Below are 23,444 nucleotides of genomic sequence, written 5' to 3'. Positions count from 1 at the left end.
ACGGCGCGGAGAAGCCCCGCCGCCTCCCGGCATGCACCGAAAGGCGGGCGGGGCTTTCTTGAGGTCCGCCCGAGGCCGGTTCTCGATGCCGGCCGTCACAGACGAGCACCGTGCGGCTCAAGCTCAGCGCGCCCGCAGGTGGTTTTCCAGAACAAGATCACTACGCTTCTTCTTCTCCTTGTTGTTGTTGTTATTGTTGACGTTGATGTTCCTCTTCTTGGGGCGATTCCCGTCGCGATCCCTACGGCAATTCTTGCCGCGATGACAGCCGCGGCAGCGATCCTCTCTCCAGTCCGAGCCCGCCGTTTTGACGGCGCTGACCGCCTCGGCGCCGGTGGCCATGGTCGCGACACCCAGCCCGATCATGCCCCCGGCGAGTGCGCCACTGAGAGTGAGTGCGGTGACGATATTCTTGATTCCGGGCATTGCATAGTCCCCCTTGACGCATCCGCCGAATCATCGAGCGAACGCCTTGATGACTCATCGAGAGCCGGTAATGTCTTCTGTTCGACGCCGAAGCGGCTGGGGCCCTGTATCGGACGGAGCGGTCACGGCGCGGCCGGTGGCACGTCGGAGCAGCTGAGGGCCGGCTACATGAGCCCTTCACGCACGGGGAGCCTGGATATCGGGGTCACCCCTCTCACATCACCCCCCTTTCTCCTTGACCGATGAAATCTTACGCGATACCTCCCCGCCCCCAGTTGGAAGTAACGCCGGACATGTAAAAGGCATATCGTGCCACGGGTCAGCGAATCGCATATGTCACCTGCCAGGCATTTGGTATTTCCCATTATTGGCACTTCGCCACTAATGACTTAGAGGTGACATTAATTCTCGATTGCCCTTTTCTTCCTTGACCGTCAACGGGGCGCGAAATGCGCGCCATGTCACGCAGAGAAGCCCCCGGTCGCGGAGCATGTGAGGTTCAGACAGCGTCGAGCGAAGCGCCCCTGCGGCTCGTCCACTCGAAGTACTTCAACAGGGCCGCGGCCAGCAGGGCGTAGAGCAGGCCGACCGCCAGTTCTTCGCCCACGTGGCCCAGGACGACGGCCAGGTCGATGCCGGCGGAGCTGGCGCGCACGGCCTCGGTGGCGTGAGTGAGCGGGAGCACGCCTCCGATGGCGCTCATCCAGGCCGGGAGGGTGGTGCGCGAGACGATCGTTCCTGTCAGCAGGATGAGCATGGTGTAGGCGATGTTGGCCATCACCATGGTGTTGCTCGCCCGCAGGCCGAGGGAGCCTATGACGATCCCGAACGCCGTACCCGAGAGGCCGGCGGCCAGGAGCGCCAGGATCAGTCCCGGTATACCCGAGGCAGGCATTCTCAGCCCCACCGTCACCGCCGCGCAGGCCAGGGTGAACGTCATGATCAGGAGCGCGTTGCCCACGTATGGCAGTGCGCGTCCGCCCCAGAGCGCGACACGGCTCCGCGGGCTGAGGAGGACCGGGCCCAGCGTGCCGTATCGGCGCTCGTTGGCGATCGCCATGGTCCCGCCGGTCACGCATGCCCCGGTGGCCGCGAGAAGCACGTTGCCAAGGACGTAGAAGTTGTCGTCGGCCACTCCGATCTCACGTCCGAGGTAGACGAAGAACAGGAGCTGGAACACCGGCGCGGCCATGAGCGAGCCGATGAACAGCGACGGGCTGGTCCAGTTGAAAAGAGCCCGATAGGCAAGGATGCCGCCGATCCAGGCGAGCCGTAGGGTGCGCACTTCTGTGCCGCCTTTCTCAGGCCAGAGCGAGGGTCGCTTGTTCGCGGGCCAGGTGCTCGACCCTGCGAAGCGCCAGGAGTGCCAGGCCGAGATGGACGGCGCCCAGCGCGAGCGCTCCGATCAACGGCCAGAGCACGGGGCCGCCGTCGAGCGAGTTGTGCACGGCAGTCGAACCCCAGGTCGTCGGCAGCACCTGTGTCACCGGCTGCAGCCATTCCGGTAGGACGGCGACCGGCACCAGCATCCCCGACAGCAGCCAGACGGGGTGGTCGAGTGTGTTGGCGAGGGCGTTGGCGTTGCGCATGAAGACAAAGGTCGAGGCCAGCAGCATTCCCATCATGCCCATGGACAGCACGCATACGGCTGTCGCGGCAAGGAACAGCAACGGCGACGGGAGCGCCAGCGGCATGCCGAAGAACACCGCGCCCCAGAAGAGGGTCGCGACCATGGCGTACATGCCGACCATCGAGGTGGCGAGGGAGATCGAGAAGAGAACCACGGAGAACGGCGTGGGAGTGGAGATCAGCGGCTCCAGGAGCCCGACCCAGCGCATCCTCTGGATGGCGCCTCCCGCGTCGAACAGCACGGAGGTCCACACCCCCATCAGTCCTGCCCCGACGCTGACGTGGAGCAGCTTCTCGGGGTGGTCGGCACCGTAGAGGTACATGGCGACAGTGGCGTAGACGACGGGGGTGAGAACGTTGAAGACGACGAGCAGCGGCACCCGCGACATCGTCAGGAACTGTGCGCGCGCACCCATGTAAACCACCCGGATGAGACGTGCCCGCGAGTAGCTCATCCTCGCCCCACGATGGCGACGTAGGCGTCCTCCAGGCTGGACTCCCGTCCGGATACGCGAACGATGTGCACATCACTCAGGATGGACAGCGCCGCGGAGTAAAGGTCGACGCCGAGCTTGGCACGCATGGTCAGCACGGAGACCTGCCCTTCCCCCTCCTCCACATCCATCTCCCGCAGCCCCGGCAGCGCCCGCAGCGCCGCGGTGTGCCCGCCGGTCGCTCCCACCACCTCTACTTCGATCACCGTCTCCGCGGCCACGCTTGCCTTGAGCGCGTCCGGCGTGTCCACGACCCGGATGCGGCCACCGGCGATCACCGCGATACGGTCGCACAGCTGGTCCGCCTCCGCCATGTAATGCGTGGTGAGCAAGACGGTGATCCCCCGCGCGCTGAGCCCCTGGATCATCTCTCGCAGCGCGCGGGCCGCGACCGGGTCGACGCCGATGGACGGCTCGTCCAGGAACAACACCTCCGGCATGTGCAGCAGCCCTCTCGCGATGTGCAAGCGCTGTCTCATGCCTCTGGAGTAGCCCTCGACCCGTTCGCGTTCGCGGCCCGAAAGTCCCACCAGCTCCAGGAGCTCCTGGATCCTCGCACCTTGCCCGGCCGGCTCCACTCCGTACAGCTCCGCGAAGTAACGCAGGTTGTCCAGCGCGCTCAGCCGGTCGTACAGCCCCTTGTCGCCGCCGAAGACGTAGCCGATGCGCTGCCTCACGGCGACCGGATCCTTGGCGACATCATGTCCCAGAACTCTTGCCGTGCCCCCGGAGGGTAAAAGCAGGGTGTTGAGCATCTTGATGGTGGTGGTCTTGCCGGCGCCGTTCGGGCCGAGGAGTCCGAACAGCTCGCCTTGTTCGATGGAGAAACTCACGTCCTTCACGGCTTCGATGACCTTCGTCTGGGGTCGCAGCCAGCCGGAACGCAGGCGATAGGAACGGCTGAGATTCTCGGCTTCGATCGCAGGCCCACGAAAACTGGAAATGCCCATCGTCTTCCTTTCAGAGCCTTTCGGGCATGATTTCTGAAGTGGCGATCCGAGAGCTGGATCGACTCGATTCCGACCACGCTCCCCCACCACTGTTGTCGCAGCCTTTCTTCGCCACTCCGGCCGCGGCCGGCGAAACCCGTCAGCGGAATCCCTGCCGTTCCCCGTTCCGCTTTCCGCTCACGTCCAACAGATGAACCGACGGGCCGCGACGGCGAACCGCCGCCAGAACTCCGACACAGCACAAGAGCCTGGCAGGACATGCCGTCTCCGCGGAATTTCAAGCAGGACGGGCTAATTATTTCTCCACGGCGACTTTGCCAGACGGTCCGCGGAGTCGTCAACACGGGAATTATCATGGGCTGCGACCGTCTTCTCGAAATAGACATGCAGAGTGCAGGGTCTTACAGTTCTCCTCGTGCACGACAAATGGGGAGTGCGACAATCACAGGGCTCCGGAAAAGCCGGGTTCACAAAGGAGTGCGAGTGCTGAGAATCGGCGATGTCCGGATGGCGTTCACCGACCGGAACAGCAAGGTCAGCATCCCGCCGGATGAGGTCGAGCGACTGGGCCCGCGGGCCAAGGAGGTCGTCAGACAGGGACGGGAACAGGTCGCCACCGGCTTCGGCCTGTCACCGGAGCGCGTGGTCTACATGCGTCAGGTCCACGGCGCGCGGGTACGGTACGTCACCGGGCCGCTCGGGGACCCGCCGCCCGCGCTGGACGGGGTGTGCACCGACCAGTCGGGGCTGGGGCTGGCCGTCCTGGTGGCGGACTGCGCCCCTGTCCTGATAGCGGATCCGGAGGCCGGCGTCGTGGGCACAGCGCATGCGGGACGCGCGGGCACGAGCACTGGAGTGATCGCCTCCCTGGTGGCGGCCATGACCGGCCGCCACGCCCGGTCGGCGCGCATGGTGGCGCTCGTCGGCCCCGCCATCTGCGGCCTTTGCTACGAGGTCTCCGCCGGCCTGCGCGACGACATGGTCGCGCTCATCCCCGAAGCCTTCTCCGTGAGCCGCTGGGGCACGCCGGGGCTGGATCTGCGCGCCGCGGTCACAGCTCAGCTTCACAGGCTCGGCATTGATGACGTGCTCCATGACGAGCGCTGCACGATGGAGAGTCCCGAGCTGTACTCCTACCGCAGGGAAGGGCCGACCGGGGATTTCGCGGGCTACGTCTGGCGCGAGGATCCGAACTGCTCGACCGGTTCCGGGGACGCCGTGTAGCCGGCGCCGGCATTCGCGCCCGAAGGGCCCGAAGGGCCCGACCGGCCGAGACCTCCGGCTTCCGTGTGCATGCCGCCGCAGGGCCGCCACCGTCGTGACGTCCAGCCGCGAGCCGGGTGAGCGGCTGACCATGATGGCTCACCGGATGCGGTCCCATGGCTCTTCCCTGTAGATCAGGCACCTTTTTCCGGAAGGGAGTGTGGCGAATTCTCTGTCGTGGACGACGTCGACCCTCATCGTTTCGTTGACGAATAAGGCGGACAGGATCCGCGTGAACTCGCCGACGTCGCCATCCTCATCGGACCGCCTCATCGGATCGGACCGCTTGAGGCGCACCTCGATGCGATCAGGTGCAATCTGCGCAACCTGATACTGCTGCACGCGAGACGTGTCCCTGAGAAGGATCCTGTCGCACAGCTCAAGGACGATGTCGGCCGGAACCGTACGGAGCGGGCCGTCAAGGAGGTGCTCGCCCTCGCGCCCTCTGAACGCACTGATCACCCGGCACGAAGAACCGCACGCACAGGGGGTGCGAGAGTCCTCCAAGCGTACGACATCGCCTTGGTCGTATCTGATGAACGGCATGAGCAGGTTGCCGAGCGAGGTGCCGATGAGACGACCGAACCCTTCGTCGTCGGCCTCCGGCACCTCGGCGTACACATTGTTCTCGACCAGGTGGTACCGGCGTTCACGGCACTCGTACGCGATCAGCGACAGCTCGTTCGAAGAATACTCGTCGAGAACCGGGACACGGAATATCCTCGAATATCTCAGGCGTTCCCCTCTGGTGCTTCTCTCCGAATTGGTACAGATCGCTTCGACGCCGAACAGGTCGAGCGCCACCTTCTCTTCGGCGAGTCTCTGCAGGTAGCTCGGATACGCCATGAGAAGCTTGGGACGCAATTCTGCGATATGCTCGACGAGCAGGCGGGGTGGACAGTGATGGGAGACCGTCACGACCGGATACGCTCCCAACAACGATGACAGCCGCTCAGGCTTGAAATAGACGCTGTATCGCCAGTCGTCAGGCTCCAGAGCATGGCCGACAAGCAGCTCGCAGTGCCACAGGTTGCAGGCCGCACGATAGTCGAGGCTCTCGTTGTCCTGGTAGATGGTCAGGTCAAGCCCGCTCGACCCGGACGTCCGTACCGAATGAAGTGCTCTCTTCTCTGCGGACCTGACGATCTCCGCACTGACCCCGGACTCCACCAGCATACGTTTGTCGACAATCGGCAGCTGCTCGAAGTCCGACCACGTTATGATATCCCCCGGCTCGAAGCCGGCGTTCGAGTAGAGCTCCCGGTAGAACGGGACGGTGGCGTATGCCGAGTTCACGATCGTCCTGACCGTTTCGAGCTGCCATTCGGCACGCTCTTCCGGTGTCATCCGGCCGTGTGCCCTCAGCCGGATCTTGTCATGCTCCCACCTGCGCCTGAGGCGGATCTGCGACTTCAGTATCTCTTGGGCGGGCCGATCGCTCCTCCGAATATATTCGGCGATTCTGCCGTTGGTGGTCGCTTCGTTCTCGACGTCCCGCACGGTCGAGGTGCCGAGGGAGGGGACCGGAGAATCCGATTTGCTCATTACCAACTTTCAAGCTCCCTTCTTGATGACGCCATGCGACCGCCGGAGCCGCATGAAGCGAATCCTGTGGCCGCGTGTGCAATCTCTGGGACCGCGGAGCGACGAGGCTCGTCCAGAAGCCGTCGCAAGCCTCTCCGCGCATATGAGGCCCGGAGGTTCGCATCGCGTCACAGAGGAACATGCCTATTTCAATAACCCGGTGCGACGCTCATGTTCGAGTGAGCTACGCATCCCGGGCGATGCCGCGGAACGAGTCCACGGGCGCCGGCCGCCACGGCCTGGGATCATCGCCGCTTTCGACCGCCGTCGGCCTCTGACCCGTCATGTCGTACCTCCTTTACCGCCAACGTTCTTCCTGCGTGTTCGACACTCGGGCATCGAACTCCCAACCGGTTCCCGTTCCGTTACCATTCCTCACTGTCACCCGGCGCGTGATGGCAGGCCGTACTGACATCAGATGCCGTCCTTTCCGTGCCGATGACCGCGTTCTGCCGGACCACCAGCTCGTCGCCGCTGACGGTGGCCGCAATGCCGAGCGGCAGAGTGAGGATCGGACTGCTGTGCCCGCACGGCAGTTCGGCCAGCACAGGGAACGAATACGGCGCGACCACCTCGAGGACGGCCGCTCTCAACGCTGCGGCCTGATCACGCGAGTAAGGCCGCCCGATGGCCAGCGCTTCGATCTCCTTGAAGACCCCCATATTCCTCAGGTGCCACAGATCGCTTGTCGCCTGCTCCATGTTGTACGGAAGCTGCGGCGTCTCCAGGACGAGAATCCGGCCGGCGAACCGTGGCTGCCACGGAGTACCGGCGAGTTCGCGCAGGACCGGCAGGCACCCGACGAGCAGCGTGCCCGTCGCGTGGCCCTGGCGCAGGGCCACCTGCGCAGGCCCGGGGTCGACACGCCGGAGACGGTCCTCCGCCGAATCCCATGACACGAACTCGTCCACCAGCACCGGGAATCTGGGTGTGGGACCGCTCGGAACACCTCTCCCGACAACGCGGAGAAAGTGCGTGACAGTCTCCGGTCTGGGCGTCGGCCATTCGCCCCAGTCCGGCATGAGAGCCGGGCCGTAGAAGGTGACGAGGCCACAGATCGTGTGGATGGCCACGTGCAGTGCCGTCGCGTCCGAGTATCCGCAGAAGACTTTGGGGTTGTGCGCGATCAGGTTGTAGTCGAGCAAGCCGAGCAGCTGGGAACTCAGCCTCCCGCCGACTGCGCAGATGATGCCCTTCACCTCCGGATCGGCAAACGCTTCGTGCAGATCGGCGACACGCTCTTGCGGCGTTGCCGACGTCAGCGACCGGTTGAGACGGGCGTTGCGCATGGGCTTGCCTACCAGGCCGGCCTCGCGTAGCGCTGCCAGCGCCCGGTCGAAGCGGCGCGGATACGCTCCCGCCGCACCTCCGGACGGGCTGACGATCGCCACAACGTCTCCCGCGCACAGTGCGGGAGGACGTATGACCCGTGACGAGACCTGGCGCCCGTCACGGGTCACCGATCCGCCCCTGGGGCCTGGACGGAGGCTGCGGGTGCCATCGGAATCCGCTCATAACCCGTCGCCCCCACCATGGGCTTCAGCACGACCATGTCCGGCTCGATACGGTCCACCACCTGGCTCGAACCCAGCTCTGCCAGCGCCGCGTCGAGAAACGTCCTCGTGGCGGTGGCGCCGAGGCAATAGTGCGCACCATGTCCGAAGGAGACGTGGCGCCGCGCGGGCACGGTCGGTGAGAACGCCTCAGGAGCTTCGCCGGGGCCGGCGTCACCGCTGTCCGGCCCGGCCGTCCGGTCAGCGCGCCCTTCGCGGTTGGCCGAGCTCAGCAGGAGCACCACCCGATCTCCGGCATGGATCTGCCGGCCATGCACGGACATGCCCTGCCGCGCCGTACGAGGTGCGAAGTGAAAGGGCGGGTCCATCCTCAGGACCTCCTCGATGAACGCCTCGCGGTACCGTGACTCCGCGCAGAGCCGTTGACGCATGATCGGAGCTGTCCTGAGGCGGACCGCCGCGGCGGCGATCGCCGTCGCCACCGGCTCCAGCGCACCGGTGATCAACTGCGTGAACGTGGCGACGATGTCGTCCGGTTCGGCCTGCCGGGTGGTCAGCAGCCGGTTCAATACGGCGCTGACGAGTCCCTCCTCCCGAGGCAGCGCCACATCCAGGATGAACTCGGTGCAGCGCTCGATCGCCGAGGTCGCCGTTCTCGCCAGGGCCACGTCCGCGCCCGGTGTCGCCAGGTAGTCGATGAGCGCGTCCGACCAGGCTTCGAGCTCGGAGGTCTCGTCAGGGCGGATGCCGAGAATCGGCTCAACGGTGGCTCGCGCGATCGGCCGCGCCACGTTGCGGACGAAGTCCGCAGTGCCCAGAGGAACATCTGCGATCACTTGACGTGTCCTGAGCCGGAACGCGTCGGTCACCGTATCGATCGCCGCCCGGGTGAAGGCCGTCTGGAGATGTCGCCGCACCCGGCGCGACGCCGGCTCGTCGGAGAAGACAAGCCATCGGGCAAGGAACCGCTCGACCGGCTGGACGACTTCCCGGTCGGCCGGCGGCAGGCTCTCCACCCAGCTCGGATATCCGCGGGCAGCCAGCCGTCGATCGAGTGCCAGGGCGAGCACATCGGCGCGACGGCTCACGTACCACGAGCCCGTCGCGGCGTCCCAGTGGACAGGGCAGTCAGATCGCAGGCTCCGCCACAGGGGACCGGAGTCGGAGACCGTCCGCGGCGCGAGCAAGTCGGGATCGGCCTCTGTGGCGGCGTGCGAGCAGCGCGCGGAGTCGATGTCCACGGTCACCTCGGCCCGGTCATCAGTCGATCATTTCTCTCCACGGATCTTCCTCCCGAGCATGACCGCCGCCTCCGTTTCGACCCCGCAGACGGCGCATCTGCGGGTGTCCACACCCCAGCGGTACGGCCTGCCGATCACGTCCCGCCGAGCCCGGCGCAAGGTCTCGTCCACGCATGACGACCTGTGGCAGAGCCCCACCAACTCGGCCAGGTCTCCGTCGCCCATGAGCGCCGCCGAAGGCGGATCCGCCGGCGACGGTTCTCGCCCGGCCGATCTCACCGCACCGTTCCGGGACGCCTCGACGCGTAAGGTTTCGCGGGCAAGCGCCACAGCACCGCCGAGCGGCGTCGGCCGGTCTTGTTCGCGTGGACGCTCGCCGGAGATGAGCCTCACCCAGCTGCCGAGAGGTGCCCTCTCCGCGGACGAGACCTGAAGGAGCACCGGGATGCCCAGCTCTCTGGCAGTCGCGCAGCGCCGGCCGACGCCGGAACCTGTCACGAAAGCGCATGCCCGTACGCCGTGGGCGAGGAGATCGCGGACAATGCCCGAGGCCACGTCCTCGTCATCCGATCGAGTGGCTATCACGCCGACCTGTATCGGTGCGATGTCCGGATGAAACCTCGGGCCGGTCACCGTACCGGAGTGCTGGAGCAACGCCAGCACCAGCCTTGCCGAGAAGGCGAAGTTCAGCATGGGCATGGACGCACCGTCGTACCGCACCCCGAAGGTGTCGCTGAACCTGACCCCGAGGTCGTAGACCGAGGTCAGAATCGTGATCTCGCCGTTGGGCAGAATCGTCACGAGCTCCAGCCGACGGTCCGCGTAGAGCTTGGGGGCGGTGGAGTCGTAGATCCGCTCGACGGCGAAGGTGGGAAGGCCGATGTCCAGGCACACCTGTTGCGGACCCCGCACCAGGAAGTCCAGGTCCGAGACGAATCCGTCGGCCCCGCCGTGTCCACCTGGCCGGCTGCCCGGCGGCACGGCTACCTGTGCCTCGAAGAACGGCCAGACAAAGCGCTCCTTCCACAGGGGCCGCGGAGTGCTCGTCTCGTGCCGCCCCACGGTGCGGACGCAGAACACCCGGTAGGGCGGTGTCCGCCCCTGGGCGACCCACCCGGCGAACAGGCCGCATACCTGCGCCTCGATGGACGACGCGACGACCTGGCGGGAGTCCTCCGAGCCCACGAAGTACAGCTGCCGGCGGAAGTCCTTGATCGACTCTGCCTGCCGCTCCAGAATCTCCTCGTTGACCAACGTGGGGAGAAGGATCTCTTCGTAGCCGGCTGTCCGGAAGAGATCACTGAACCGGGTGAGCACCCGATCCACCAGGTCGAATCCGTGCGGCAGCCACGCGCTCGCCCCGGCGAACGGATAGCCGGGGTCGATCAGCTCGGTCCTGCGAAGGTCGTGCGGGCTGTGCGGCCACAGCCCCGCGGGCTGTCGCGACATCATCGCACCGCCCCGTCATGGTCACTCTCGTGACGGGGAACAGCCGAGCCGGACGCGGACAGGCCGCTCGGGCCGATGTAGACGAGAGCCACCCGGCATGGTTCCAAGGCTCCCCTGCGGTTCATGTACCGTATCCGCGCCTTGGCCACCAGCTCACCCGGCAGTTCCTGCCAGATGCCGACGATCTCGCCACCGACGCGCCAGATCCGAGCGGGCATGCCGGTGACGCACCATTGCTGTTCGGACATGACTGCGGCCGGAGCGAGGTCCCTCAGCACGTCCTCTACGGCCCCGGCAGCCTCTCCCAGCGTGTCACGGCCGAGGTCGTCGTGGTCGGAGGCGTGTGCCGCCGCGACGGCTCCGCCGAGACAGACGACATCCTCCGAGGTCCCGCGGCTGTCGATACCCGGCCCGTGTGCCGCGCTCACGAACTGGTAACCCAGCGGCAACTGCCGCCAGGACCATTGCCGGGAGGCCAGCATCGGCAACGGCTGCAAGCAGAGGCCGGCCATGCCCAGCCATCCGCAGATCTTGCTGGAGTCTCCGGCGGTGATGGGCAGCATGGTCACCCCCGGAGCCAGCCACGGGCGTACGAGGTCGACCACCGACGGAGGGACCACGAAAGGCAGGTGCGTGCGGTGGAAGCCGTGAGAAGCCAGCGCCAGCTCAACGCCTCGCAACCGGTCCTTGACCCGGAGGAGCGACTCGCCCGTCAAGACGGTCATCGGGGCACGCGGAGCAGGTAGTAGGTCAAGAACCCGAACCGCAGCCGCTGCTCCCGGTCCAGCTCACGTTCGATCCGGCGGAGGTCCTCCACGTGTATCCCGCTGAAGTCGAGATCGGGAAAGGCGGCGTACCGGTCGGGGTCCAGGTCGCGCAGCCGCTCGCCGACTTCCTCGTAGAACCGGTCCAGGTCGGCGTCACCCCGGTTGTAGTACTCCCTCTTCCCCAGGAACACATGTGCGCCGTCGCTGATTGTGATCTCCAGCCCGAGCTCGGCGGCGAGATCGGGCACCGAGATCTCTTCATGATCGTCCTCGTAGACCCTGTCGGCTCGCTCCATCGCCGTGATGAACGACCGGAAGACCGGAGAACTCTCGTTCGGTACGGCCACGAGCACGTGAGACCTGGCCAGGCTTCTGCTCAGGTCCAGAAAGGACAGTTGACCGGCCCGATCGAAATGCTCGATCACACCGACGTGCAGGACGAGGTCAGCCTGCAGGTTCCCGACTGTCACAGGGTCGTTGAAGTCACCGAGGATCAGCGTCGGCGCATCCATCCCCATGCTTTTCACAGCGGCTTCGGCGAGACGCAGTGCCGCCGGGTCCCTGTCGACGCCGACCGACTCCACGCCGCACGAGGCCAGCTGCGACAGCAGCGTCGCCGATCCGCAGCCCAGTTCCAGCGCGGAGCGTTCCGTGGTTCCGGCCGGCCAGCAGTTCTCCAGCAGGATGTCTCGCACGTTGAGCAGTGACTGCCACTTGGTCGGCTGCCAGTCGATGTATCCCGAGCCGGGTCGATCCGACAGGAACTTTTCGAAGTCTTCCAGTGTCCGCTGCCAATACGATGCCATTGGTATCCCCAAGAACGATGAAGGTTACGGGTCGTTTCGTTTCGGCCCGCCCATGGGTGGCAGGATCTCGAAGCCTCCCCTGGTCAGGGCTGAAGCGCGATGCCGTTGAGCCGGGGCACCAGTTGCAGTTCGCGGATGTCGTCGCTGCGGAGCAGCCACATGAGCCAGCGTTCGATTCCGAGGCCGAATCCCGCAGTGCGCATCGGCCGGGCGCGTTTCATGCGCAGGTACCAGTCGTAGGAGGCCGGGGACACCTCGTGGTGCTCGAGTGCCCGCAGGGCTTCCTCGCCGTTCATGTGGCGCTCCCCGCATCCGACGACCTCACCGATTCCGAAGAGGAGGTCCGCGTTCAGCGCCGTGCGCGTGGAGTCGCCGGCGTACGCCTGGTAGAAGGGGACCGACAGGTGGTCGTAATGGCTCACCCAGAGCACTGGATGGACAGTGCGCAGCAATTCCTGCTCGCCGGCGCGGGTCAGAGTCCGCCAGCCGTCCTCATGCCGGACGAAACGTGGCTGGTCGTCGAGGAGCGAGACCGCCTCGTCGAAGGTGATGCGTGGATACCGGTCGGCGCCGATGACCGCGTCCACGTGTCCGAGCCCACCGGCGACTTCGGCGATCCTGGATCCGAACTCGTTGACCGCGGCGCCGGTCAGGTGCCGCACGTAGGCGTCCACCAACGTCATGACGTCGGTCAGCCCGCCCGGTATCTCGGCCTCGCTGTGGAAGAACTGGTTGAGGTGGGTGGGATCGGCGTCCTCACCGCGAAAGCTCGGCATGATGTACCAGGCGCCCGCACCGTTCAACCGGCACCCGTACTCCAGCATGAACTGCATCGAGTCCGCGAGATAGGTCTTGACGCCGAACATGTCGACGCTCACCGGGACCGAGTCGCTTCCCCGCCCCATGGGGCTGGAGATCGTGTCCGTGGTGATCGGCAGGTTCAGGAACTTGGCGTTGCGCTTCTTCCAGAATGCTGACGACTCGACGAGGACCAGGTCCTGGAGGTCGGCGAGCAGACGATAGAACGGCTCGTCCAGGATATCCAGGAAGCGGGAATCGGCGGGACGCCATCCATAGTGCGAGTCGGGTCCGAAAACTGTATCCAGCTGAGTCAATGTCGCTCCTCCGAGTTGCGATGACCTGGCCCACTCACCGTCTCCTGCCCGCATTCCGATCCGGTCCTCTCTGCCTCCCCCTCCCGTCATGGCGAGCGGAAACGGAACGGGAATCACGGATCGTAGGTTGGCAGCCAGAACGCCGGCCTGGTTGACCGTCATGGGTTGTTCGTGGATCGCGCGGCCCCGTTCGGGCACCCCCGACCCGGCCCTGCGGCTGATCCTCGCCGTTGGGAAGCGAACGAGCTGGACGCATGTGCGGTGACGCCTTGAGGCGCCTCGCCGGCTCGTCATGCTCCGCCGCATTCGATTTTCGGAGGTTCATTGCGTGCCGAGACGATTCTGGGTGCCCTGCGGTTGCGTTTCGCCGTCTTCTCCGGGCGCGTGGCGGCCTGGTATTACTGCCGCACGTCGAAACCGGGCGGCGGGGTGATAGCCGGAAGAGTGACGTTGGCACTCGCGCCCGACGCCCTGGGCAGACTGACGGCTTCGAGGAACGTCGTTGTGGTCAGCGGAACCAATGGCAAGACCACGACGACCAGGATGATCGCTGAAATGCTCAGATCGGTTGGCCGGATAGCCAGCAACGACACGGGAGCCAACATGCCCGCCGGGCTTGTCACGGCGATAATCCAGGACAGGCCGTTCGACTTCGCGGTGCTCGAGGTCGACGAGCGCTACTTACCCGGGGTCTGCGCCGAAACCAGTCCGGAAGTGGTTGTGCTCCTCAATCTCAGTCGCGACCAGCTCGACAGGAATCCGGAGCCCTCACTCGTCGCCGAGGCCTGGCGGAGGATGTCCAGCGATGTGACGTCGCACGTCGTCGCCAACTGCGACGACCCCCACATTGTCTGGGCGGTCTCCGGCTTTCCGCAGGTCACCTGGGTATCCATGGGAGACGAATGGCGTGATTCGTGGTGGTGCCCGTCCTGCAGCCAGGCTCTGACCCGCAGTTCCTCCCGCCACTGGGCCTGTCGTGGTTGCCCGCTGGAACGCCCCGTCCCCCAGTGGTCGGCCGGAGAACGCTCCGTGACCTACCTGCCCGGAGCCGAAACCTTCGATCTCAGGCTCCGCCTGCCCGGACGTGTCAACGTCGCCAACGCCGCCATCGCGCTGGCCGTGACCACCACGCTCGAACAGCCCGCCACAACGATGGCGGCGGGTCTGGCCGAGGTCAGGTCGGTAGCCGGGCGCTACCAGGTGCTGGAAACTTTTGGACGGCAGATACGGTTGCTGCTGGCCAAGAACCCCGCGAGCTGGACCGAGATCTTCCACGCGATCGAGCGGGCACCGGGCGTGTTGATCATGCTCAACGCCCGGGAGCTCGACGGCCAGGACACTTCCTGGATCTGGGACGTGGACTTCCGGCGGCTGAGGGGGCGGACCGTGCTGGTGAGCGGGGAGCGCCGGCTCGATCTCGCGGTGCGTCTGGACGTGGCGGAGGTGGAGTTCAAGCTCGTCGACTCCCTGCAGGACGCTTGCGCCTTGGCACCGATCGGCATTCTCGAAGTGGTTGCCAATTACACGGCGTTCCTCGACCTGATCCGGCAGTTCAAGTAGTCCCGCGCCGCGCTCGGGTCAGCCTGTGATTCGAGTGCGCCGGGAACGCGCCCTGCGGAACAGAATCAACAGGATCAAACCCCCTCCGAGAAGCGGGCGGATCTCCACTGTGTCAAACACCTGGGGTCATCAGTGATCGAGTCAATCCTTGTCAGGGAACGGCGGAGGGCCGCCGACGCATGTGCTTGAAGAAGACTGAAGCCGTAAGCCCGATCCCCGCCATCATCGAGGTCGCCGCCGTGTTGACGATGCAGGATGCTCTCCGTGCCCTCACTGACTACTGGTCGCGTCACGGATGCACGCTGATACAGCCGTACAACTCCGAAGTCGGCGCGGGCACGCTCAATCCGGCGACCGTACTGCGGGTGCTCGGTCCGGAGCCGTGGCGGGTGGCATATGTGGAGCCCAGCGTACGGCCCGATGATGCCCGGTACGGAGAAAATCCGAACCGCCTGCAGACGCATACCCAGTTTCAGGTGATCCTCAAGCCGGACCCGGGTGATCCGCAGGAGCTTTATCTGGGGAGCCTGGCGGCCCTGGGCATCGACCTGCATGCGCACGATGTCAGATTCGTGGAGGACAACTGGGCCTCGCCAGCGTTGGGCGCATGGGGTCTCGGGTGGGAGGTGTGGCTCGATGGCCTCGAGATCACCCAGTTCACCTATTTTCAACAGGCCGGCGGGATAACGCTCGATCCCGTGCCGGTAGAGATCACCTATGGTATCGAGCGGATCATGATGGCCCTGCAGAGAGTCGATCATTTCAAGGAGATCCGTTACGCCACAGGTGTTTCGTACGGTGAGATATTCGGCCAGGCCGAGTACGAAATGAGCCGCTACTACCTCGACGAAGCGAGCACGGACGCCAACGGGCGCCTCTTCGAGGAATATGCCGCAGAGGCCCGGCGGATGCTGGACGCCCGGCTGCCGGTGCCCGCGCACAATTACGTGTTGAAGTGCTCGCACACCTTCAATGTGCTCGACTCCCGAGGGGTGGTCTCCACCACGGAGCGGGCAGCGGCCTTCAAGCGGATGCGAGGGCTGGCACGGGACGTGGCACACCTGTGGGTGGAGCGGCGGGCCGAACTCGGCCACCCGCTCGGAGTGGTCGGTCCTCCGGCGCCGGCCGAGCTGCCCGTATCGACCGCGGTGCCCGGCACTCCCGCCACCTTGGTCTTCGAGATCGGCACCGAGGAGCTGCCGGCCGGCGACGTGACCCGGACGGCCGCGACGGTGCGTGACGCGGTAGCTCGGAAGCTCGCCGCGACGCGGCTCGGCCACGGTGGGATACGCACGTACGCCACCCCCCGCCGCGTGGTCACAATTGTGGAACAGGTGCAGCCGCGCGAGCCGGACAGCGAGCAGACCGTACGCGGTCCACGCGTGAGTGTCGCCTACGCCGACGACGGCGAGCCGACCAAGGCCGCGGTCGGCTTCGCCCGCGGCCGGCAGGTGGATGTCGCCAAGCTGCGACGGATCGATGTGGACGGCGTGGCACATGTCGGGGTGGTCAGGCCAGACCCGGGCCGAGACGCCGTGGCAGTTCTCAGCGAGCTCCTGGGACAGGTCGTCGCGGAATTGCGCGCCGACAAGAACATGCGATGGAACGACCCGAAGTTGTCGTTCGTCCGGCCGTTGCGGTGGTTGCTCGCACTTCTCGGCGACGTCCCCGTGCCTCTGGCGGTCTCGGCGCTGGCCGGCGGGACCACCACCCGGGTGCTCCGGAACGCGGCCGAGCCCTCGGTCGAAGTGCCGAGCGCGGACGGCTACCTGGAGTTGCTGGCAGGAGAAGGGATCGTACTGGATCCCGCCGAGCGGCGGACCCGGATCGTCAGGGCGGCGCAGCGGCTGGCCAGGGACGTGGGCGGCGTCGTCGACGTTGAAGGCGAGTCGGCTCTCATCGACGAGATCACCAACTTGGTCGAGGAACCGACGCCGATCCGGGGCGGATTCGCCGAGGAGTACCTCGCGCTGCCATCCGAGATCCTCATGACGGTCATGCGCAAGCACCAGAGGTACTTGCCCGTGCGCGCCGCGGACGGCACGCTGATGCCGTACTTCATCACGGTCGCGAATGGCTCCTGCGATCAGGAGGTGGTCGGAACCGGGAACGAAGCGGTGCTGCGCGCTCGATACGAGGACGCGCTCTTCTTCTGGCGCGCGGATCTTGACGTGTCCCCGGACAGGTTCCGTGCGGCTCTGGACAAGCTGTCCTTCGCGGAGAATCTCGGCTCCATGGCCGATCGTGCCGATCGGATCGCCGCTGTCGCGCAGGACCTGGGTGCGTTGCCCATGGTCTTCATGACCGAGGCCGAAAGGCGGACCCTGACCCGCGCCGCCGCACTGGCGAAGTTCGATCTCGCGTCACACATGGTGGTGGAGCTCACCAGCCTCGCCGGCACCATGGCTCGAGAGTATGCCCTCCGGGCCGGCGAACCAGAGCCGGTTGCGCAGGCGCTCCATGAGATGGAACAGCCCCGGTCCGCCGGCGGACAGCTGCCACGCAGCACCCCGGGCGCGCTGCTCGCACTCGCGGATCGGCTCGACCTGCTCGTGGGGATGTTCGGCATCGGGTCCGGCCCCACCGGCCGGTCCGACCCCTTCGGTCTGCGCCGAGCGGCATCGGGCCTGGTGAGCATCCTCCGCGACCACACGGCTCTACGGTCGATGGACGTGAGCGCCTGCCTGGCCGTCGCCGCGGAACACCTCCGGGCGCGAGCCGTCGACGTTCCGGCGACGACGCTGGACGAGATCCGGGAATTCGTCACCCGCCGGTACGAGCAGCAACTTCTGGACTCCGGACAGGACCACCGGTACGTCGCCGCTGTGCTCCCCCTGGCCGGCAGTCCGGCCCGAGCAGACGAAACGCTTGCCGAGCTGCACAAGCGCGCGAAGGCACCCGACTTCGCCGAGCTTGTTGCCGCTCTCCTGCGAGTGAGACGGATCGTGCCGGCGGGCACCGCGGCGGGATACGACGCGAGCCGGCTGGTCGAGCCCTGTGAGCTCTCCCTCCACCAGGTCCTGGGCGAGGTACGGACCGCCCTGGGCGAGCAGCCCACGCGGTTGCGGGACTTCGTCGATACCGCTGCCGCGCTCGTCGGACCGGTCAACACCTTCTTCGATGAGGTCCTGGTCATGGATGAGGACGCCGACCGGCGTGCGACCCGGCTCGGTCTCCTCGCCCACATCCGCGATCTGTCGGCAGGTGTCCTCGACTGGTCCGCCCTGGGCGCCATGCCGGCCGCCGGCAAGTAGGCCGGCCGGCCGTCAGGCCGGTGGAGAGATCGAGGAGCACCGATCTACGGATGCGGCGCGGGTACGCTGCTCACCTGTCGGGCCAGCCTCCTGCGCACCGCGAACACCTCGTGCGTCCCCATCTCCTCGAAGTGATCGAGGGCTTCTCGCCACACCGTCCTCGCCGCCTCACACTGGCCCAGCCCGGCCAAGGCCCGAGCGATCCCGTCGAGCGCACGCGCGGTCTCGAGGCGATGGCCCGAGCGCAGAGCGAGCCGCTGGGCGTACCTGTGCCGTTCGAAAGCGAGGATGTAGTCACCACGATCACAGTCGATCGAACCGAGGAGGTTCTGCCCGCGAATGGCGGTGACGGAGCGCCGGGTCGTGCCGAGGATTTCCATGGCGCGCCGGCCGGCCGCCGTAGCCTCGTCCAGTTGCCCGAGGCGTCGATGCAGGTGGCCCTGCTGCACGAGAACGGCGGCCTCGTAACCGGGCATCTCGTCCGTGTGCACGAGCTCGTACGCGGTGTTCAGGGACGAGGCCGCTCCTTCGAGATCGTTCATACCCGCTTGGGCGGTTGACATGGCGAGCAGCCCCATGACTTCTCCGTTCCGGTAGCCGGAACGCCGATCGATGGAGACCGCGCGACAGGCGTCACGATGCGCGTCATCGAAGAGCCCGAGCGTTGCCTTGGTCGAGCTCGTGCTCACCAGCGTCATGCTCACCTCGCTCCAGTTCCCATGACCTTCGTGGATGTCCAGCGCGCATTTGTAGTGGTGCAGGGCCTCCTCGTAGCGTCCCAAGGCCGCGTGGAAGATACCGATCCGGCTCAGGCAGGCACCCTGGAAATCCGCATCTCCCAGCTTCTCGGCCACGGCCAGGGCCTGAACAGCCCTGTCGAGAGCCTCGCTGAACCTGCCGTAGAACCAGTCCGACACGGCGAGGTTGAGCAGAGTGCGCCCCTGGGCATGGTGATCATTGAGCTGGGCGGCGGCGTCGAAAGCCGTCTTCAGGAGAGTCAGCTGATCGTCGGAACACCCCCTGAGCTGGAGGTAGTGCGCCATCATATGAGGCAGGTGGTAGCAGTGACCATGCAGGCCCTGGCGCTGGGCCTCTTCCACCGCCATGCGGAGGTTGTGGCGCTCGGTGTCGAACCACCGCAGGGATGCTTTCCCGTCGGCCAAGGGCGGAACATGCGACGGAGGGCAGCTCAGGCAGAGCGCTACCTGCCGGCGGCCGAGATCCAGGAGGTTCGCGGCCGCCTCCGCCGTATGCAGGTAGTAGTCGAGGAGGCGATGGATCGCACGCGTGCCGGTGTGCTCGGTTTCGTGGGAGGATGCGGCGTCGCGGGCATAACTCAGGACCAGGTTGTGGTAGTTGTAGCGACCGACCTCGCGTTGGACCAGAAGCCTGGAGTCGAGTAGACCCTCGAGTAACGACTCCGCCTCGTCGACAGGTATCCCCGCCAGCGCCGCAGCGGCATAGGCGTCGTAGTCATGCCCGGGGTGCAGCCCCAACAGGCGGAAGAGCCGTTGCTGATCCGGCCTCAGCGAACCGTAGGAATGCGCGATCGCCGCGTGGACGCTCCGGTCCCCCACAACCAGCTCGCTCAGCCGCCGCCGTTCGTTCCCCAGGCGGTCGACCATGTGGGCGACACTCCACTGTGGACGGTTGTTGAGCCGGGCGGCGACGATACGCAGGGCAAGGGGCAGGCGCCCGCACATCTCTATCAGCGTCGTTACGGTCTCTCTCTCGGTGGCCAGCCGCATCGTCCCGACTACGCGCTCCAGGAGCGCACGGCTCTCGTCCGGGGTGAGAAGCTCCAGAGACTGGAGAACCGCGCCATCCACTCCGGACAGGGGCGCACGGCTGGTGATCAGCGTCACGCACCCCGGCATGCCGGGCAGGAGCGGAAGCACCTGAGCCGCGTCCGCCGTGTTGTCGAGCAGGAGTAACAGGCGCCGGCCGGCCGTCCTCATGCGCCACATCGCGATCCTGCCTTGCAGGTCATGCGGTATCTCGCCGTCCGGAACTCCCAGGGTGGAGAGCAGGGTGGCGATCGCCTCGGCCACCGGGATGGGTTTCCGACCCGGTGTGAAGCCGTTGAAGTCCACGAAGAGCTGGCCGTCGGGGAAGAGCCGAGCGAGCTTGTGGGCGGCGTGGACCGCGAATGCGGTCTTGCCGATACCCGCCATCCCGTCGATGGTGACGATCAGTGCCGTCCGATCGGCGTTCTCGGCCACCATACTCGTCAGCCTTTGGAGCTCGGCCTCCCTACCTGTGAAGTCGGGAACGTCGTACGGCAGGGCGCAAGGTCTGACCATCACGGGAACGCCGATGCCGCTCTTCGTCCGGCGGGACGGGCAATCCAGCGTCGGATCGTTTCTGAGGATCAGCTCATGCAACTTCATCAACTCGATCCCCGGATCGACCCCGAGCTCGTCGGCCAGGAGGCAGCGGACGTCTTCGTAGGTCCGCAGAGCCTCAGCATGACGGTTCGACCGGTACAGGGCCAATATCAGCTGGGTCCACAGCGTTTCCCGTAATGGATGCTCGGACACCAGGGCACGCAGGTCGGAAATCAGATCACGCGCGTGACCATGGGTAAGACGGAGATCCATCAGCCGCTCCGTCACAGCGACCCGGCGTTCGTCGAGCAACTCGGCAGCCGCCCGGATCACCGGGCCGTCGATTCCGCTCAGCGCCTGCCCCGTCCACAGGTCGAGCGCTTCCTGCAGCTCCGTCATCGCATTGACGGGTAGTCCGGACTTCTCGGCCTCGCCGGCTCGCCGTGTACGGATATCGAAAAGGCTCAGATCCAACTGGTCCTCTTCGACCACCAGGCGATAGCCGGGGCCGTCCGTCACGATGCTCTGCCCGCCACCGCCCAGGCGATTGCGTAGATCGGCGACCATTTTCCGGATCTGATGGTGCGCTGTAGCGGGGGCCGCCTCCCCCCAGGTCGCCTGGACCAGGCGGGAGACGGGAATGATCCTGTTCGATTCCAGCAGTAGCGTGGCCATGACACGTTGCTGGCGCATGCCTCCGAGCGGCACCTTCCGGCCGCCTGACGAGACTTCCAGTGGGCCTAAAATCTTATAATTCAACCCTGCCCCTTCGTGTTCGGAATACGGGTGTGCGGCAAGCGCTTACCACAGGCATGCCATGCGACCCGTGGCGCATGTGTGGCGAATGAGGCTCCCACCGGGGATCTACCGAACTTTCGGTCCCCCGGTTGATCGGAGCCCCAGTGAGCCGGCGTTGGCGCCGGCAGCCGATGAACTCAGCGTCCCATCCCATGGTGTCCGGACAGTGATTCATGGCGTTCGGCCTTGTTCGGAACAGTTCGAGACGCAGATCGTGCCGGTGACGAGCGGGTGTGCCCCTCCTGACAGCCGTCGCACCCCGGGCAGGGCTGAAGCGTTCTCGGCTGGTGAGACGGCCCGGACCGGGCCGGGACACGGACCCGGGGGCCCCGGGTGCCGGATGGCCACACGCGACCCCCGATGACCGCCGGTCGTCCAAGCCGGCCGATCACGGAAGGGGCCGCGTCAGTCGTCCTCCAGGCCCTCCAGCGCGACCCTGATCTTGGCGAAGGGCAGGAACGGAGCGGCCTCTTTCGAGAGGACCAGGTAGCCCACCGTGTCGGTGTCGACCCAGTAGCAGTGGGTCCCGTCGTCGGTGTTCTGGCAGGCGGCCGCGGCACGGGGCGGGCCGGGGCTCACGGGCACCCATCCCGTCTTCGCCCCGGCCGGCTCTCCGGCCCGCTCGGTCAGCGAGTCCAGGGCGCCCTTGATGTCGGTCACCTCGGCCTGTGCCCCGGTGGCGGAGAAAGACTGGGAGAGCTGGTCGTTCCGGTAGGTCACGGTGAGCTGCCTGCCGGCGACCTTGTGGTGCGTCCCGTCCGGGATCTCGAGCCGCTCCTCTGCGGGAGTCGCGGAAACGAAGTCCAGCGCCCCGAATTTCTCGGGGAACGGCTCCGTGAAGGATCCCGGGGTCTTCGCCGCCTCGGCCGCGACCCTCACCGGGTCCGTCTCGAGGGAATAGGTGCATCCCGCGAGGACGCCCATCATGAGCGCCACCAGGGGGATTCTTACGCTGTTCATGATCAGAGGATTCTCCGGCGCACTTGCATGACGCTTGGATCTCTCTGGTGAACACCGTCGCCCGCGGCCGTTCCCGGTACGCGGGATGAAGCCGCCCTGGACGCGCTCATCACCGATGACCGGCTAATGGCAGATCCGGGCGTCCTCGATGGTGACCGGGAGGACGGGCTTGCCGTCCACCGGTGGTGTCGGGCCTCCCGGAGCGGGCTGGATGCCACCGGCGGCGATGCGGTCCAAGACGGCGAGTCCCGCGGCGTCGACCGTCCCGAAGATCGTGTAGTTGGGCGGCAGCCCGGAGTCGGCGTAGACCAGGAAGAACTGGCTGCCGTTGGTGTCCGGTCCGGCGTTGGCCATGGCCAGTACCCCGCGCGCGTACGTCCTCCGTTCCCCGGTGGGGGTGCCCGGCCACGGCGGCAGGTCGGTGGGCAGCTCATCCTTGTACCGGTAACCCGGTCCGCCCTCGCCGGTGAAACTGGGATCGCCGCACTGCAGCACCTTCAGCCGGTCGTGGGCGGTCATCCGGTGGCACGAGGTGACGTCGTAGAACTTGTGCCGGATCAGGTGCACGAAGCTCTGCACCGTGCACGGCGCCTTGGCCGGGTCGAGGGTGAGCCCGATGTCACCGTGGTTGGTCTCAAGGACCGCGGAGACCCGCCGGGTGGGAGTACGGCGCGGGTCCGGCGGCAGCGGCACCTTGCGTACGGCCGGCTCGTCCGGAGTCTCGGTGTAGTGGCACGGGCCCTTCGTCGTCCTCGGCGGCCTGTCTCCGGCCGCGTCCGTGCCCGCCGAAGCGGGCAGCGCTCCGAACGCGACCAGCGAGCCCGTCACCGCTGCGGCTATCGCGGCGCGTGCCGCGAGACGTGACAACGCTCTGTCAGACATGGTGTCCTCCTGGGGGATGATCGACGGGCTCCCTGTGGTCTAATCGATCTGACCGAAGCCGTCAAGGGTCGCAGCTCGGAACCGCGGATCGCCCGGTCCGGGCGACCTCCGAGCCGCCGTCGCGGGCAGGAGGTCAGGTCCGCCGACCTGCCGTCGCCGGCCGGGGCCGTGGTCATGAACTCATGGAGGCCAGGGATGGCCGTTCACCGGATCGGCTCCGTGCCCCGCCCGAGGCGCCGTCCTTCGTGGAGGCGCTGCACCGGGCCTACCAGGCCGAACCACTCACCTCGCCGTAAGGGCCGGTCCGGCCGCGTGTCCGGCGGAGACGTCGACGCTCCGGGGGTCGGGGTGGGCGGCGGACCGCCGTCATGACGGCAACATTACCGGTAAGTTTCAGGAAATTTACTGAAAAGCCTTGCTGCTCT

The 23,444-nt window shown here is 66.4% G+C and carries 17 protein-coding genes; 3 read left to right on the top strand and 14 right to left on the bottom strand.

All coding sequences use genetic code 11. The features are described 5' to 3' along the window. Positions 1-123: 123 nt before the first annotated feature. The 4 genes from SROS_RS49710 to SROS_RS20910 all read right to left on the bottom strand — a co-directional run bounded on the left by SROS_RS49710 (position 124) and on the right by SROS_RS20910 (position 3,391). On the bottom strand, positions 124-426 hold the full coding sequence (locus SROS_RS49710) for a hypothetical protein (RefSeq protein WP_012890941.1): 303 nt from the start codon (positions 424-426) through the stop codon (positions 124-126). 499 nt (positions 427-925) lie between these two features. Then, positions 926-1,711, bottom strand: a complete 786-nt coding sequence (locus SROS_RS20920; protein WP_012890940.1) for an ABC transporter permease — start codon at positions 1,709-1,711, stop codon at positions 926-928. A gap of 16 nt (positions 1,712-1,727) precedes the next feature. Further along, positions 1,728-2,471 carry an ABC transporter permease gene (locus SROS_RS20915; RefSeq protein WP_218919884.1) on the bottom strand — a complete coding sequence of 248 codons (744 nt, stop codon included), beginning with the start codon at positions 2,469-2,471 and terminating at the stop codon, positions 1,728-1,730. Between the two features lie 35 nt (positions 2,472-2,506). Continuing rightward, complete coding sequence (locus tag SROS_RS20910; RefSeq protein ID WP_218919883.1) at positions 2,507-3,391, bottom strand: ABC transporter ATP-binding protein; 885 nt, start codon at positions 3,389-3,391, stop codon at positions 2,507-2,509. Positions 3,392-3,982: 591 nt separating this feature from the next. Here SROS_RS20910 and pgeF point away from each other — a divergent pair. Next, entirely contained in the window at positions 3,983-4,723 is a 741-nt protein-coding gene (gene pgeF / locus SROS_RS20905; RefSeq protein ID WP_012890937.1) for a peptidoglycan editing factor PgeF, read from the top strand. Positions 4,724-4,861: 138 nt separating this feature from the next. On the opposite strand, the gene SROS_RS20900 is transcribed toward pgeF, so the two are convergent. From SROS_RS20900 to SROS_RS20865, 7 genes are all read right to left on the bottom strand, one after another. Then, positions 4,862-6,307, bottom strand: coding sequence for a phenylacetate--CoA ligase family protein (locus tag SROS_RS20900; RefSeq protein WP_012890936.1), 1,446 nt, complete (start codon positions 6,305-6,307; stop codon positions 4,862-4,864). Positions 6,308-6,711: 404 nt separating this feature from the next. Beyond that, entirely contained in the window at positions 6,712-7,737 is a 1,026-nt protein-coding gene (locus SROS_RS20895) for a S66 family peptidase (protein WP_052316993.1), read from the bottom strand. A gap of 65 nt (positions 7,738-7,802) precedes the next feature. Continuing rightward, on the bottom strand, positions 7,803-9,101 hold the full coding sequence (locus SROS_RS20890) for a cytochrome P450 (protein WP_012890934.1): 1,299 nt from the start codon (positions 9,099-9,101) through the stop codon (positions 7,803-7,805). Positions 9,102-9,128: 27 nt separating this feature from the next. Further along, the gene (locus SROS_RS20880) at positions 9,129-10,553 is read right to left on the bottom strand and encodes a prolyl-tRNA synthetase-like protein (RefSeq protein WP_012890933.1); all 1,425 of its coding nucleotides are present in this window, start codon (positions 10,551-10,553) and stop codon (positions 9,129-9,131) included. Then, entirely contained in the window at positions 10,550-11,275 is a 726-nt protein-coding gene (locus SROS_RS20875) for a hypothetical protein (protein WP_012890932.1), read from the bottom strand. Before SROS_RS20875 ends, SROS_RS20880 begins: the two co-directional genes overlap by 4 nt. After that, positions 11,272-12,123 carry a class I SAM-dependent methyltransferase gene (locus SROS_RS46075; protein WP_012890931.1) on the bottom strand — a complete coding sequence of 284 codons (852 nt, stop codon included), beginning with the start codon at positions 12,121-12,123 and terminating at the stop codon, positions 11,272-11,274. The genes SROS_RS20875 and SROS_RS46075 overlap by 4 nt, the downstream gene beginning before the upstream one ends. Before the next feature lie 83 nt (positions 12,124-12,206). Continuing rightward, positions 12,207-13,238, bottom strand: a complete 1,032-nt coding sequence (locus SROS_RS20865; protein WP_012890930.1) for an amino acid--tRNA ligase-related protein — start codon at positions 13,236-13,238, stop codon at positions 12,207-12,209. A gap of 324 nt (positions 13,239-13,562) precedes the next feature. On the opposite strand from SROS_RS20865, the gene SROS_RS20860 reads away from it, so the two are divergent. Continuing rightward, the gene (locus SROS_RS20860) at positions 13,563-14,798 is read left to right on the top strand and encodes a MurT ligase domain-containing protein (RefSeq protein ID WP_012890929.1); all 1,236 of its coding nucleotides are present in this window, start codon (positions 13,563-13,565) and stop codon (positions 14,796-14,798) included. Positions 14,799-14,977: 179 nt separating this feature from the next. Further along, the gene (locus SROS_RS20855) at positions 14,978-18,052 is read left to right on the top strand and encodes a glycine--tRNA ligase (RefSeq protein ID WP_012890928.1); all 3,075 of its coding nucleotides are present in this window, start codon (positions 14,978-14,980) and stop codon (positions 18,050-18,052) included. A 44-nt stretch (positions 18,053-18,096) separates the two neighbouring features. On the opposite strand, the gene SROS_RS20850 is transcribed toward SROS_RS20855, so the two are convergent. The 3 genes from SROS_RS20850 to SROS_RS20840 all read right to left on the bottom strand — a co-directional run bounded on the left by SROS_RS20850 (position 18,097) and on the right by SROS_RS20840 (position 23,019). Next, entirely contained in the window at positions 18,097-21,072 is a 2,976-nt protein-coding gene (locus SROS_RS20850; RefSeq protein WP_052316991.1) for an AfsR/SARP family transcriptional regulator, read from the bottom strand. A 510-nt stretch (positions 21,073-21,582) separates the two neighbouring features. After that, entirely contained in the window at positions 21,583-22,137 is a 555-nt protein-coding gene (locus tag SROS_RS20845; protein WP_012890926.1) for a hypothetical protein, read from the bottom strand. 123 nt (positions 22,138-22,260) lie between these two features. After that, positions 22,261-23,019, bottom strand: a complete 759-nt coding sequence (locus SROS_RS20840) for a peptidylprolyl isomerase (protein ID WP_012890925.1) — start codon at positions 23,017-23,019, stop codon at positions 22,261-22,263. Positions 23,020-23,444: the final 425 nt, after the last annotated feature.

Origin of the sequence: Streptosporangium roseum DSM 43021, assembly GCF_000024865.1 — a bacterium.
Lineage (GTDB): Bacteria > Actinomycetota > Actinomycetes > Streptosporangiales > Streptosporangiaceae > Streptosporangium > Streptosporangium roseum.
Note: the sequence above shows the minus strand (reverse complement) of the source record. Positions and strands in the feature narration are given on the sequence as shown.